The sequence below is a fragment of the Hydrocarboniphaga sp. genome, from assembly GCF_028291725.1.
In the GTDB taxonomy this organism is placed as follows: Bacteria; Pseudomonadota; Gammaproteobacteria; order Nevskiales; family Nevskiaceae; genus Hydrocarboniphaga.
In genome coordinates, this window is record NZ_JAQGNT010000039.1 from 86,845 (window position 1) to 100,458 (window position 13,614).

The window sequence follows — 13,614 nt, forward strand, 5'->3', positions numbered from 1 at the left end:
AGGATTATAAGGGGCGGATGCGGCCGCCGTCACAGGGTTTTTGCGCAATAAAGTTCGGCGCGGCACCGCGGGCGCGGCCTCAGCCGCCCGAGCGCAGCAGTTCTTCGAGCTGGTCGGCCCCCGCATCCCCCAGCAGCATCCGCTGCAGCAAGGCGCCGACAGAAACCCGCAGCTCGGCGATCCTCGACTCGCGAACCACGCTCTTGACCTCGAGCACACTGCTCGGGTGCATCGAGAACTCGCTCAGGCCCAGGCCGAGCAGCAGCCGCGTGTAGCGCGGGTCGCCGGCCATCTCGCCGCACATCGCAACGCTGATGCCGGCCGCATCGCCAGCCTGGATCGTCATCCGGATCAGCTGCAGCACCGCCGGATGCAGCGGGTCGTACAGATAGTTGACCTCGTCGTCGACGCGGTCGATCGCCAGCGTGTACTGGATCAGATCGTTGGTGCCGATCGAGAAGAAGCGTGCGTGGCGCGCGATCATGCTGGCTGCGATCGCGGCGGCCGGCACCTCGATCATCGCGCCGATCGGCACTTTTTCGGCCATCGGTACGCCCTGGGCGCGCAGCTCGTCGCGCGACACCTGGATGATCGCGGCCGCCTGACGGAACTCGGCGAGGTTGCTGATCATCGGCAGCATGATCTGCATCTGGCCGTGCGCTGAGGCGCGCAGCAGCGCGCGCACCTGGCTGCGGAACATCTCCGGCTCTTTCAGGCATAGCCGGATCGCGCGCAGGCCCAGCGCCGGGTTGTTCGGCGTCGGGCCGGGGCTGCGGCCGGAGTCGACCTGCTTGTCGGCGCCCAGGTCCATCGTGCGGATCGTGATCGGGCCATTCACCGCCGACACCACGCGCGCATAGGCGTCGTACTGTTCTTCCTCGCTGGGCTGGTCCTTGCGATTCATGAACAGGAATTCGGTGCGGTACAGGCCCACGCCTTCGGCGCCGTTGGCGGCCGCGACCGCCGCGTCCTCCGGCAGCTCGATGTTCGCCAGCAGACGGATCAGCTCGCCGTCGCGCGACTCGGCCGGCTCGTCGCGCAGCAGGGTCAGCTTCTTGCGCGCCTGCGCCTGTGCACGCTGCTTGCGCCGGTAGAACGCCAGCGACTGCGCTTCCGGATCGGCCAGCACGTGGCCGAGTTCGCCGTCGATGATCGCCTGCTCGCCTTCGCGCAGCAGGCGCCGCGCATTGTGCAGGCCGACCACGGCTGGGATGCCGAGGCTGCGTGCGAGGATCGCGGTGTGACTCAGCGGGCCGCCGTATTCGGTGACGAAGGCGACGACCGACTGCTGCGACAGCAGGATGATGTCGGCCGGCGTGATGTCGTCGGAGACGATCACGGTCGGCTCGCTGATGCTCTCGGACTTCAGTGCCAGCTGCCCGTCGGTCTTCATCAGCACGCGCATGATGCGCGTACAGACATGCTCGACATCGTCGCGGCGCGTGCGCAGATACGGATCTTCCATCTGCTCGAACACTTCGACCAGCGCATCGCGCGCGCGGCGCAGCGCGGCCTCGGCATTGCAGCGCTGCGCGCGGATGTGGCTGACCGTGGATTCGGTGATCGAGCGGTCGTCCATCATCAGCAGATGGGTGTCGATGAACGCGGCGATGTCGCCCGGTGTACCGACCGGAATCTTGCTGCGGACCTCGCGCAGCTGCTCTTTGGCGCGGCGCTGTGCGCCATAGAAGCGCACCACCTCGCCCTCGATATCCGGCGGCGACAGCGTGTACTCGGGAATCTCCAGATCGCCGCCGTGCAGCTTCTGCACGCGGCCGATCGCGATGCCGCGGGAGACACCGATGCCGGGGAGCCAGAGACTCATGCGAACGAACGCCCGGATTCGTAGGTCGGCAATCCTTTGCCGACGTGAGCGCTCGATGCGCAATCACCGTGCACGTCGGCAAAGGATTGCCGACCTACGATTGACGCACCGTTTCTCAAGCTTCTTCGCCGAAACGATCGGCAACCAGCGCCGCGAGTTCGTCGAGCGCGGTCTGCGCGTCATCGCCTTCGGCGATCAGCGTGATCTCGCTGCCCTGCGCGGCGGCCAGCATCATCACGCCCATGATGCTTTTGCCGCTGACTTCGCGCCGGTCCTTGCGGACGCGGATCTCCGCGGCGAACTTGGATGCCAGAGTGACCAGCTTGGCCGCGGCGCGCGCATGCAGGCCGAGGCGGTTGACGATGCTGACGGTGCGTTCCAACGAGGTCTCCTTAAGACTGTAGACGCGGGCACAACGTAATGCCCTTCTGGCCGCCTTCGACGGCGGCGCGGGCGATCGCGTCCAGGCTCAACGCGGGGTAATTGAATACACGAACCAGCATCGGCAGATTGACGCCGGCCACGACCAGGGTCGGCGTGCCGACCGCCAGCTTGTTGGCGATGTTGGCCGGCGTTGATCCATAGGCGTCGGTCAGCAGCAGCACGCCGTCGCCGTGATCGAGCCGCTCTATCATGCGGGCGCCCTGACGCAGCAGCACTTCGGTGGCCTGCACGCGGCGCACTTCGAGCACCTCGGCTTCCAGCGGCAACGGGCCGAGCATGTCGGTCATCGTCTCGAGCAGCAGATGCCCGAGCTTGCCGTGCGCGACCAGCAGCAGGCCAACGCTCACTGCAGCTCCCGGTGCTTGTGCATGACCTGGTCGGTATGCGCGCCGAAACGCTCGGCGAGCCGCTCGACGATGTAGACGCTGCGATGCTGCCCGCCGGTGCAGCCGATGGCAATGGTCAGATACGCGCGATCCTGCGCGCGGAACGCCGGCAGCCAGGTTTCCAGAAACCGGGCGATGTCGTCGATCATCGATGTCACCGGCGTATGGCTCTTCAGCCAGGTTTCGACCTTGGCATCTCGCCCGGTGAGCTGGCGCAAGCCCGGCTCCCAATGCGGGTTGGGCAGGCAGCGCACGTCGAAGATGTAGTCGCAGCCGCTGGGAATGCCGTTCTTGAAACCGAAACTCAGGAACAGCACCGACAGCTTGCCGCCCGCCTCCGACAAACGCTGATAAACCGCCTCGCGCGCCTCGTGCAGATTCAGGTGCGAGGTGTCGAGCGGCTCTTCGGCGAAGTTGGCGATCGGCTGCATCAGCTTGCGCTCCTGCTGGATCGCTTCCAGCAGCGACAGCTTGGCACTCGACAGCGGATGCTTGCGCCGCGTCTCGCTGTAGCGGCGCATGATCACGTCGTCGTCGGCGGTCAGGAACAGCACGCGCACATCGATGCCCTTGTCGCGCAGCTTGGCCAGATAGTTCGGGAAGCGTCGGATCTGCGCGGCGGTTTCGCGCGCGTCAATGCCGATCGCAAGGCGCTCGTAGCGCTTGCCGGATTTCTTCGACAGCGCGCGACGCAGCATCGGGTCGATCAGCGCCAGCGGAATATTGTCGATGCAGTACCAGCCCAGATCCTCGAACTGTTTCAGCGCGACCGTCTTGCCGGCGCCGGAGAGCCCACTGACGATTACTAGTTTCATACTGGCAGTTTCATGCGGGCAGCTTCATGCACTGCGCTCCTCGACTGAGGTTGCGTTTGCCTCGATCGCGCGCATCTGGCGCTCGACGAAATCGGCCGCGGCATCGTAGCCGCCGCGCTTGAGCTGCTGGTCGCGGCATGCAGCCTCGGCCAGCGCCGCGAGATTGTGACCGAGCCGGATCGGCAATGCGATTTCCGGTATGCCGGCACCGAGCACCGAGCGTGTATTGCGCTGGCCGTAGACACGGTCCGGCATCTCGGTGACTTCGGTCGGCAGCAGCAGTCTCAGGATCAGGTCAAGCGGGCAGCTCGCCAGCAGCGCCGATGCGCCGAACATGCGCTCGATGTTGAGAATGCCCAGGCCACGCACTTCGAGGAAGCCGCGCAGCAGCGGCGGACAGCGGCCTTGAACGCGGCCATTGTCCGCATCGACGAATTCCGCTGCGTCATCGGCGATCAGCCGATGACCGCGCGCCAGCAGCTCCAGCGCCAGCTCGCTCTTGCCGACACCGCTGCCGCCGGCGATCAGTACGCCGACATCGAATATCTGGATGAAGACACCATGCATCGTCAGCGGCGTGGCAGCATCAGGGCTGCTCATGGCGCCGCGCGCGCTCAGGCAGCGGTATAGCCGGACAGCAGCGAGTACAGCGCGTGCTCGTCGCCGGCGGCGCGCAGCTTGGCGCAGAACACCTCGTCCGAGAACATTTCGGCAATCGCGGCGAGATGCTTCAGATGCGCTTCAGTCGCGGCCTGCGGCACCAAAAGACCGAACACCAGGTCGACCGGATTGCCGTCATGCGAGTCGTAGTCGACCGGATGCTTCAGGCGCATGAAAGCGCCGACGCTGCTCTCGACACCGGCCATGCGGCCATGCGGGATCGCGACGCCGTGGCCGAGGCCGGTACTGCCGAGCTTCTCGCGGCCGGTGAGGCTGTTGAACACGTCCCCGGCAACCAGCGAACTCGCGCCCTTGGCCAGCAGAGCGGACAACTCTTCGAGTGCCTTCTTCTTGCTCGTCACCGACGTGCCGGACAAAACCCGGTCTGCCCCGAGAATCTCACTCAATTTCATCGAACCGGTCTCCGTACGCAGCATCGTAAGCGGGGGATTCTATCCGAACTGCGGGCAGGCCCAATATCCGGGTCTGATACCGCATCGCCAGCACTGCAGTGCACAAAAAACGAAGCCCCGCTCCGATAGTCCCGGAGCGGGGCCCGATGTGAAACGGCGCGGCGCTTACTGCAGCGGCATGCGCTTGACCGCTTCGCGGACGTGATGATCGCGCAGCTTCTCTTTATGGCGCCGCGTCTGCTGGTCGAGCTTGTCGATCAGGCAATCGATCGCGGCGTACATGTTCTCGTCGACCGTGGCCTCGGCGTGCAGATCGGCACCGCTGGCGTGAACCGTTGCTTCGGCCTTGTGACGCAGCTTCTCCACCGTCAGGACCACCTCGGCATTGATGAGATGGTCGAAATGTCGTTCGATCCGCTTCAGCTTGGCGGTGACGTAGTCACGCAGCGGCGGGGTGAGATCGACGTGATGGCCGGAGATATTCAGGTTCATCGTGGGTGACTCCTGGTGGGCGGACCCGAAGTGGGTCCGGGAGGAACAACCCGCCGACGGCCCCCGCCGCCAACGGGGACAAAAGTCGTTTATGCGATGGCTTTGCGCTCGTGTGAAGGTGGGATGTTGAGCGCCTCGCGGTACTTGGCGACGGTACGGCGTGCAACCTGGATGCCTTCCTTCAACAGCAGGTCGGCGAGCGTCGAATCGGACAGCGGCCGGGACGGATCTTCGCCACCGACCATGCGCTTGATCATCGCCTGGATCGCGGTCGCCGAGCAGACGCCGCCCTGGGTGGTCTGCACATGGCTGGAGAAGAAATACTTGAGCTCGAAGAGCCCTCTCGGGGTCAGCATGTACTTGTTTGCGGTAGCTCTCGACACGGTGGATTCGTGAATCCCCAATTGTTCGGCAACGTCTCGCAGTACCAGGGGCCGCATGGCCTCTTCGCCATATTCCAGAAAAGCGCGCTGTTCTTCAACTATGCATTGGGACACGCGCAGGATGGTCTCGTTCCGCGATTCCAGGCTATTGATGAAATAGCGAGCTTCCTGCAGATGCTGCTTCAGCTGCAACTGGTCGCGGGACTGGTCGGCGCGCTTGATGAAGCCCTGGTAATGCGAGTTGATGCGCAGCCGCGGGGTGTGCTCCGGGTTCAGCGACACCCGCCAGCGACCGGTCTTCTTGGCGACGATGACGTCGGGGCGCAGGTAATCGGATTCATGCGCCTGGAACGGCCTGCCCGGATGCGGCTGCAGGTTGCGCACCAGGGCCGCGCCGACACGCAGCGCGTTGACGTCCAGGCCGGTGGCACGGCGCAGCCCGATCTCGTCGCGGCGCGCCAGCAGCAGCAGATGGCCATCGACGATGCGCAGCGCGGCCGCGTAGCCGGCGATGGACGGGTCCATCTGCTGCAGCTGCAGGCGCAGGCACTCGCCCAGGTCGCGTGCACCAACTCCGGGCGGATCGAAGTCCTGCACCAGCTTCAGCACCGCTTCGACCTGCTGCGGCGTCACGTTGAATTCCTGCTCGAGGCGCACGCACAGCGCCGGCCAGTCTTCCAGATAACCGTCCTCGTTGATCGCGTCGATCAGGTTGGCGGCGATCTCGGCCTCGACCGCGTCGACCGGCATCAGGTGCGCCTGGGCAGCCAGATGCTCCTGCAGCGTGCCGCTGCTGCGCAGGTTGGCTTGCAGGTAATCCTGCAGACCCTCGTCGTCGGAGCCGGCGGCGGTGGGCGTGTAGTCGTCGAACACGTCCTGCCAGTCGGCGTCGACCGGCATGTCTTCCGGGATGGTTTCGGTGGCGGTCACTTCGACCAGGCCGCCGTCGGCGCTGTCGGCAGCGGCTTCGGCGGAAACCGGTTCGGACGAGACACTGTCCCAGTCGGGCTCCTCGGCCTCGGTTTCGAGCATCACGTTGGAATCCAGCGCCTGCTGGATTTCCAGCTGCAGATCCAGGCTGGACAGCTGAAGGAGTCGAATGGCCTGCTGAAGCGCAGGCGTCATCGTCAGGGCCATGCCGGCCCGTAGCGATAGCGATTGCTTCATTGCAGGACTCGGCCGGCGTCTTTACCGGCGAGGGGACGTGATTTGTAGCGCATGGCCCCATTCTATACGGCGGTATGAGTCTTGCATCAAGTAGGCTAGACGGCTCTGCAATGCCAGCGCATACTCCGAAGCTAAGTGGTCTGCCTCAGGGCCTGTTTCGGGGCCTGCCTCTGATCAAACCTGATCAGCCGCCGCAGGGCTCCGCGAGGTCCCCCCACTTCCGCCGCGATCACAGCTTGAACTGATCGCCCAGATAGACCTTCCGCACCGTTTCGTTTGCCAGCACTTCCGCTGGCGAGCCTTCCGCAATCACCCGCCCTTCGGCCAGGATGTAGGCCCGGCTGCAGATGCCCAGCGTCTCGCGCACGTTGTGGTCGGTGATCAGCACGCCGATGCCACGGCTCTTCAGATGATCGACGATGTGCTGGATGTCGGACACCGCCAGCGGATCGACGCCGGCGAAGGGCTCGTCCAGCAGAATGAAGCGCGGATTGGCCGCCAGGGCGCGCGCGATTTCGACGCGGCGACGCTCGCCGCCGGACAGCGCCTGACCTTCACTTGCGCGAATGTGGCCGATATGCAGGTCCTGCAGCAGCTGCTCCAGCTGCTCCTTGCGCTGCGGCTTGCTCAGCTCGGAGCGCGTTTCCAGGATCGCCAGGATGTTGTCGGCGACCGACAGCTTGCGGAATACCGAGGCTTCCTGCGGCAAGTAGCCGATGCCGAGCCGCGCCCGCGCATGCATCGGCAGCCGCGTGATGTCGCGGCCGTCGAGTTCGATCACGCCGCCGTCGGCCGGCACCAGGCCGACGACCATATAAAAGGACGTGGTCTTGCCGGCACCGTTGGGGCCGAGCAGGCCGACGATCTCGCCGGCCTCGACGCGCAGCGATACATCACGCACGACCATGCGCTTCTTGTACTGCTTGGACAGGCCGCGCGCAGACAGTATCGACGTCATGTTTTCGGGACCGTCGCAGGCGCTGGCGGGGTGACGGGAGCCGGGCTCGGCGGGGTATCGGCAGGCGCCTTGTTTGCCGGCGCAGGCGCGGCCGGCTTGGCGCCGGCCGCCGGCACCTCGTTCTTATCCTTGGCCGGCGGCTGAATCACGATACGCACCTGTCCGCCAGTACCGCCGGCGGCCTGGATGCGGCGTTCGTTGACGTTGTAGTGGATCGTCTCGCCGGTAATCTCGTCTTCGCCGCGCGTGACCCGGGCATCGCCGATCACATCGGCCAGGCCGCTCTGCGAATCGAAGTTGAGCTGCTTGCCGCGGGCCGTCACCGGCGGGTCCTGCTGACCCTCGTCGTCGGCCACGCCCTGATGCAGCAGATGCGCCGGCACGCCGTTGATCTTGGCGCGGTACTGGCCGTCGCCCAGCTGCTCCAGCTCCAGGCGGTCGCCATCCATATTCAGGGTGTCCGAGCTCAGCTTGACGTTGCCGGTGTAAACCATCAGGCCGTTCTTGGCCCAGTCGACGCTGGTGGCGGTCACCGTGATCGGCCCGGTCGGGCGCATCCGGTCGGACATGCCCTGCTTGGTCTGGGGCTTGGCTATCGGCTTGGCCACCGGCACGCTCGTCGTGGGTGCCGCCGGGGCGGCGGTCGCCGCCATCACCGTGCTGGCGGCCAGCATCGACAAAGCCGCCAGCACCCGGCCGCCCCCCCGTGTCACCTCAGCGCTTGCGCGGTACATATTGCATCCTCACGTTGCCCAACAGCTGCACGGTTTGCTTGTCCCAGTCGGCTTTCAGGCCCTTGGCCTGGCCGCTGCGGCTGTCGCTGTCGAAAGTGACGCCGGCATCGGTGTTGATCTGATGGTTCACCGGGTCGACCCACAGTTGCGGGGTATTCGCCACCAGCGCCTCGCCATCCGGCCAGGCACCGGTGATATCGACCGGGCCGTCCATCAGGATCCTTTTTTCATGCGCCGGTGCCGAGCCTTTCGGCGAGGTCAGCCGCCACGGCACCGAGCCGATTTTCGGTACGTTCATTTTCAGCTGCTCGTAGCGCGCGGACTCGTCGTCGAAGTAGTCCGCGCTCTCCGCCTCGGCGGTGAATTCACGCTGGCCGTTGACGTCGAGCCGCGTCCATTGCACGCCGCGCAGGCTGTAGCGCGGCGCCACCGCGGCATCCGGCGCGGTGGGCGACTCCGGGTCCAGGCTGCGCGAGCCGAACAGCAGCCAGGCGCCGAGCATCAGCGGCACGGTCAGCCACACCAGATAAGGCTTGATCCGCTGCATCATCCGGCGGCGTCCATCCGCGCAGCCTCGGCGCCCAGGCCCTGCGCCTCGAGTATCAGATCGGAAGCCTCGCGGATCGCGCCTTCACCGCCGCGGAAATCGCTGACCCAATGCGCCGCCTGCAAGGCCGAGCGATGCGCGTCGGCGACGCTCATGGCCAGGCCGACGCGGCGCATCAACGGCAGATCGGGTGTGTCGTCGCCCATGTGCGCGCACTGCTCGTCACTGAGGCCGAGCTGGGTCAGCAAGGCTTCGTAGGCCGGCAGCTTGTCTTCGGTGGCGAGCACGATATGCGGCACGCCGAGCTGCTCGAGGCGGCGCTGCATCGCCTCGGAAGGGCGGCCGGAAATCACTGCAACTTCGATTCCGGCGCGCAGCAGGTTCTTGATACCCAGGCCGTCGCGCACGCTGACCGCCTTGATCTCGAAACCGTCGGGGCCGAGATACAACTTGCAGTCGGTCATCACACCGTCGATGTCCAGGAACACGCAGCGGATTTTCGCGGCGCGCGCGTGGACCTCCTCGATCATCAGACGAGCCATTGGGTGAGCCATCAGACGACTCCGGCACGCAGCAGATCGTGCATGTGGATCACGCCGCACAGCCGGTCTTCGGCGTCGACCACCAGCAGCGCGGTGATCTTGTGCTGCTCCATCAGCCGCACCGCTTCGGCGGCGAGCCATTCGGGCCGCGCGCGATATCCGCCGCGGCGCATCACCTGATCGATCGTCGCCGTGCGCAGATCGACCTGCGCTTCCAGCGAGCGGCGCAGATCGCCGTCGGTGTAGACGCCGATGACGTGCTCGTGCTCATCGACGATCGCGGTCATGCCCAAACCCTTGCGCGTCATCTCCAGCAGCGCGACCGTCATCGGCGTGCCCGGCGCGACCTTGGGAATGCGCTCGGCCTTCTGCATCACGTCGTCGATTTTCAGCAGCAGCTTGCGTCCAAGCGAACCGCCCGGATGCGACATCGCAAAATCTTCCGGCGTGAAGCCGCGTGCATCGAGCAGCGCGACGGCCAGCGCGTCACCCATCGCCAGTGTCGCGGTGGTCGAGCTGGTCGGCGCCAGGTTATGCGGGCAGGCTTCCTGCTCGACCGAGACGTTGATATGCACATCGGCATTGCGCGCCAGCGTCGACGCCGGCTTGCCGGTCATCGCAATCAGCGGCGCGCCCATGCGCTTGATCAGCGGCAGGATCGTCAGGATCTCGGCGGTCTCGCCGGAATAGCTGAGCGCCAGCACCACGTCCTGGCGCGTGATCATGCCGAGGTCGCCGTGGCTGGCTTCGCCGGGGTGGACGAAGAACGCGGGCGTGCCGGTGGACGCCAGCGTCGCCGCGATCTTGCCGCCGACGTGGCCGGACTTGCCCATGCCGGTGACGACGACGCGGCCGCCGCAGGCGAGCATCAGCTCGCAGGCCCGCACGAAATCGCCGTCGATGCGCTGCAGCAGGCCTACCAGGCTGTCGCGCTCGATCTCGAGGACGCGGCGACCCATGCTTTGCAGGTTTTCGGGATTCACGACAGACGGTGGGACTCTTTTGGGGTCACGCAGTTTACGCGCTTACGCCGGCGCGGTCGTGAACCTGGCGGCCGGGACCGCCGCTGCGGCCCCGCTTGATCCGCTCGAAAGCTTGCAGCGCGCGGCTGCGCGACTCACCCAGATCGACGCTCGGCGCCGGGTAGTCGATCTTCAGCTGCGCCAGCACCGAGGGCTCGGCCAGCCAGGGCGCGTGCAGCAGGCTCGCAGGCAGGGCCGCGATCTCCGGCACCCAGTGGCGCAGGTAGCGGCCTTCCGGGTCGAACTTCTGGCTCTGCGTGACCGGGTTGAAGATGCGGAAATAAGGCGCCGCATCGGCACCGCTGCCGGCGACCCACTGCCAGCCCAGCGTATTGGCGGGCAGGTCGGCATCGACCAGCGTGTCCCAGAACCAGGCCGCGCCCTCCTGCCAGGGAATCAGCAGGTTCTTGGACAGGAAGCTGGCGACGATCATGCGCACGCGGTTGTGCATCCATCCGGTCGTCCACAGCTGGCGCATACCGGCGTCGACGATCGGCACACCGGTCCGGCCCTGCTGCCAGCGGCGCAGGTCTTCGGCGTATTCGCGCGGCTTGCGCCAGGCAAAAGCCGAGAAGCGCGGGTCCATCGGCTCGCTCGGCGTCCGCGGATAGTGGTACAGCACGTGGTGAGCGAACTCCCGCCACAGGATTTCGCGCTCATAGGTTTCGGCACCGCCTGCGACGCCCGGGCCATGATTCTCGGCGAGTTCGCGCTGCACGCGCGCCAGCAACTGCACCGGCCCGATCTCGCCGAAATGCAGGTGCGGCGACAGCCGCGAGGTCAGCAGCTGGTCGGGCCGATCGCGCCCGGCGCTGTAGTCCTGCAGCGCCTCGTCGCAGAAGCGCGTCAGCCGCTGCTGCGCGCCCGCCTCGCCCGGCTTCCAGGTCTTGGCTATTCCGGCGTCCCATCCAATCTTCGGCAGCAGGCCCAGCGAGGCGATCGTCAGACTCTCGGCCGCGACGCCCGGAATTCTGCGCGGCGCCGGCAGCGGCGAACGCGGAGTCCCCCTCGCCCGCAGCTTCCGCGAGAACGGTGTGTAGACGCGGTACGGACCACCGGTCTGGGTTTCGATCTCCCAGGGCTCGGCCAGCAGGGCGCCGTTGAACGTGCGGACCTCCAGCCCGGCGTCGATCAGGCCGTCGCAGATCCTGCGATCCGCCTGATACTGGGCCGGCTCATACAGCCGGTTCCAGAACGCAGCTTCGGCTCCGAACTGTTTCGCCAGCTCGCTCAAGACCCGGGCCGGCTCGCCGCGGCGGATCACCAGCGCGGCGCGGTGTCGCTGCAGATCGGCCGCGAACGCGGTCAGCGAATAATGCAGCCACCAGCGACTGGCGGCTCCGGGCTCGGTGCCCGGCGCCTCAAAGGAATCGATATAAACCGGCACGATGCGCTCGGCATGGCTCAGGGCATGATGCAGCGCCGGATTGTCGGCCAGCCGCAGGTCGCGCCGGAGCCACAGCAACGCCGTCTTCATCGCGTGTCCGCTCTTATCCCTGAATCGGGCCCCCACCCTAGCGCCTCGGTATAATCGCGGCCAAATGACGAATCCCCTCTCGAACGCAATCGACGTCGTCGGCGTTCGCAAATCCTATGGCTCGCTGCAGGCACTCAAGGGGATCGACTTCTCGATCCCGCGCGGCGAGTTCTTCGGCCTGCTCGGGCCCAACGGCGCCGGCAAGTCGACGCTGATCAGCATCATCGCCGGCCTGGTACAGGCCGACGCCGGTCGCATTGCCGTGCTCGGCCACGACACCGTCGGCGACTTCCGCGCCGCCCGCCGCCTGCTCGGCGTCGTGCCGCAGGAACTGGTGTTCGACCCCTTCTTCAAGGTCCGCGAGATGCTGCGCATCCAGGCCGGCTACTATGGCTCGGGCCGCGAAGTCTGGCCGTGGATCGACGAGATGCTCGAGCGGCTCGATCTGAGCGACAAGGCCGACGTGTCGATGCGCGCGCTGTCCGGCGGCATGAAGCGCCGCGTGCTGATCGCGCAGGCGCTGGTGCACAAACCGCCGGTGGTGATCCTCGACGAGCCCACCGCCGGCGTCGATGTCGAGCTGCGCCGCACGCTGTGGCAGTTCATGGCCGAGCTGCACGCCCAGGGCCAGACCGTGGTGCTGACGACGCATTACCTGGAGGAAGCCCAGGAAATGTGTTCGCGCATCGCGATCCTCGATCATGGCGAGGTCAAAGCGCTGGAGAGCACGCGCCAGCTGCTGAAGCGCCATCCGTTCCGATTCCTGCGCCTGAAACTCGCCAACGGCGGCAGGCTGCCGGACGCGCTGCAGATGCTGGTCGCCTCTGAGTCCGAAGGCACGATCGAACTGAAGCTGGAAACCGGCAAGCACCCGATCGCCGGCGTATTCGACGCACTGCGCGATGCCGGCGTCGCGATCGAAGACGTGCAGACCCGCGACCCGGACCTGGAAGACATCTTCGTGGAGCTGACCCGGTGAGCCCCGATCAGATCGGCTTTCTGACGCTGCTGAAAAAAGAAGTCATGCGCTTCTGGTCGGTGCTCGCGCAGACCGTGACCGCGCCGGTGATCACCGCGCTGCTCTACCTGCTGGTATTCGCGCAGGCCTTGTCGGGCCGCGCCTCGGCCTACGAGGGCGTCAGCTACACCGAATTCCTGGTGCCCGGCCTGATCATGATGACGGTGATGCAGAACGCCTTCGCCAACACCTCGTCGAGCCTGATCCAGTCGAAGATAATGGGCAACCTGGTGTTCCTGCAGATGGCGCCGCTGGGGCCCTGGGAATGGTTCGGCGCCTACGTGCTGGCGGCGCTGGTGCGCAGCCTGCTGGTGGCGGTCACGATGTTCGTGGCGACGCTGTTCTTCGTGCCGCTGGCGATCCATGCGCCACTGGCACTGCTGGCGATGTTCGTGCTGTCGGCCGGCTGCCTGGCGGTGATCGGCCTGATCGCCGGCATCGTCTCGCAGAAGTTCGATCACATCGCCGCGTTCACCAATTTCTTCATCAATCCGCTGGCCTTCCTGTCGGGCGTGTTCTACTCGGTGCACGCGCTGCCGAAGTTCTGGTACATGGTCTCGCACCTGAACCCGTTCTTCTACATGATCGACGGCTTCCGCTACGGCTTCTTCGGCCGCGGCGACGTGTCGATCTGGCTCAGCCTCGCCTGGACCGGCGGCTTCTTCGTGACCGCGTCCGCGGTGTGCTTGTGGATGCTGATCACCGGCTACAAGATGAAGCGGTAGCGCTTG

At 66.0% G+C, this 13,614-nt stretch carries 16 protein-coding genes; 2 read left to right on the forward strand and 14 right to left on the reverse strand.

The genetic code is table 11. The features are described from left to right. Positions 1-79: 79 nt before the first annotated feature. The 14 genes from ptsP to JWQ90_RS10445 all read right to left on the reverse strand — a co-directional run bounded on the left by ptsP (position 80) and on the right by JWQ90_RS10445 (position 11,865). A complete protein-coding gene (gene ptsP, locus JWQ90_RS10380) occupies positions 80-1,825 on the reverse strand; it encodes a phosphoenolpyruvate--protein phosphotransferase (protein ID WP_299693160.1) in 1,746 nt (581 codons plus the stop codon). Positions 1,826-1,940: 115 nt separating this feature from the next. Beyond that, positions 1,941-2,207 (reverse strand): HPr family phosphocarrier protein, encoded by a 267-nt coding sequence (locus tag JWQ90_RS10385; protein WP_299693163.1) that lies wholly within the window; start codon positions 2,205-2,207, stop codon positions 1,941-1,943. A 10-nt stretch (positions 2,208-2,217) separates the two neighbouring features. Beyond that, complete coding sequence (locus JWQ90_RS10390; RefSeq protein WP_299693166.1) at positions 2,218-2,616, reverse strand: PTS fructose transporter subunit IIA; 399 nt, start codon at positions 2,614-2,616, stop codon at positions 2,218-2,220. Continuing rightward, positions 2,613-3,470: an RNase adapter RapZ gene (gene rapZ, locus JWQ90_RS10395; RefSeq protein WP_299693169.1), complete on the reverse strand. Its 858-nt coding sequence runs from the start codon at positions 3,468-3,470 to the stop codon at positions 2,613-2,615. The genes JWQ90_RS10390 and rapZ overlap by 4 nt, the downstream gene beginning before the upstream one ends. Positions 3,471-3,494: 24 nt before the next feature. Beyond that, positions 3,495-4,070 (reverse strand): hypothetical protein, encoded by a 576-nt coding sequence (locus JWQ90_RS10400; protein ID WP_299693172.1) that lies wholly within the window; start codon positions 4,068-4,070, stop codon positions 3,495-3,497. Between the two features lie 14 nt (positions 4,071-4,084). Continuing rightward, complete coding sequence (locus JWQ90_RS10405; RefSeq protein WP_299693175.1) at positions 4,085-4,543, reverse strand: PTS sugar transporter subunit IIA; 459 nt, start codon at positions 4,541-4,543, stop codon at positions 4,085-4,087. A 165-nt stretch (positions 4,544-4,708) separates the two neighbouring features. Further along, entirely contained in the window at positions 4,709-5,035 is a 327-nt protein-coding gene (gene raiA / locus JWQ90_RS10410; protein ID WP_299693177.1) for a ribosome-associated translation inhibitor RaiA, read from the reverse strand. Positions 5,036-5,124: 89 nt separating this feature from the next. Continuing rightward, entirely contained in the window at positions 5,125-6,585 is a 1,461-nt protein-coding gene (locus tag JWQ90_RS10415) for an RNA polymerase factor sigma-54 (RefSeq protein ID WP_299693179.1), read from the reverse strand. A 229-nt stretch (positions 6,586-6,814) separates the two neighbouring features. Next, on the reverse strand, positions 6,815-7,543 hold the full coding sequence (gene lptB / locus JWQ90_RS10420) for an LPS export ABC transporter ATP-binding protein (RefSeq protein WP_299693182.1): 729 nt from the start codon (positions 7,541-7,543) through the stop codon (positions 6,815-6,817). Continuing rightward, positions 7,540-8,277, reverse strand: coding sequence for a lipopolysaccharide transport periplasmic protein LptA (lptA, locus tag JWQ90_RS10425; protein ID WP_299693185.1), 738 nt, complete (start codon positions 8,275-8,277; stop codon positions 7,540-7,542). Before lptA ends, lptB begins: the two co-directional genes overlap by 4 nt. Beyond that, positions 8,258-8,827, reverse strand: coding sequence for an LPS export ABC transporter periplasmic protein LptC (gene lptC, locus JWQ90_RS10430; RefSeq protein WP_299693188.1), 570 nt, complete (start codon positions 8,825-8,827; stop codon positions 8,258-8,260). Before lptC ends, lptA begins: the two co-directional genes overlap by 20 nt. Continuing rightward, entirely contained in the window at positions 8,824-9,378 is a 555-nt protein-coding gene (locus JWQ90_RS10435) for an HAD-IIIA family hydrolase (protein ID WP_299693191.1), read from the reverse strand. Before JWQ90_RS10435 ends, lptC begins: the two co-directional genes overlap by 4 nt. Then, positions 9,378-10,325: a KpsF/GutQ family sugar-phosphate isomerase gene (locus JWQ90_RS10440; protein WP_299693194.1), complete on the reverse strand. Its 948-nt coding sequence runs from the start codon at positions 10,323-10,325 to the stop codon at positions 9,378-9,380. The genes JWQ90_RS10435 and JWQ90_RS10440 overlap by 1 nt, the downstream gene beginning before the upstream one ends. A 58-nt stretch (positions 10,326-10,383) precedes the next feature. After that, positions 10,384-11,865, reverse strand: a complete 1,482-nt coding sequence (locus JWQ90_RS10445; protein WP_299693198.1) for a deoxyribodipyrimidine photo-lyase — start codon at positions 11,863-11,865, stop codon at positions 10,384-10,386. Between the two features lie 64 nt (positions 11,866-11,929). Here JWQ90_RS10445 and JWQ90_RS10450 point away from each other — a divergent pair, with 64 nt between their 5' ends. Next, positions 11,930-12,844 carry an ABC transporter ATP-binding protein gene (locus tag JWQ90_RS10450; RefSeq protein WP_299693201.1) on the forward strand — a complete coding sequence of 305 codons (915 nt, stop codon included), beginning with the start codon at positions 11,930-11,932 and terminating at the stop codon, positions 12,842-12,844. Beyond that, positions 12,841-13,608, forward strand: a complete 768-nt coding sequence (locus JWQ90_RS10455) for an ABC transporter permease (RefSeq protein ID WP_299693204.1) — start codon at positions 12,841-12,843, stop codon at positions 13,606-13,608. The genes JWQ90_RS10450 and JWQ90_RS10455 overlap by 4 nt, the downstream gene beginning before the upstream one ends. Positions 13,609-13,614 lie beyond the last annotated feature (6 nt).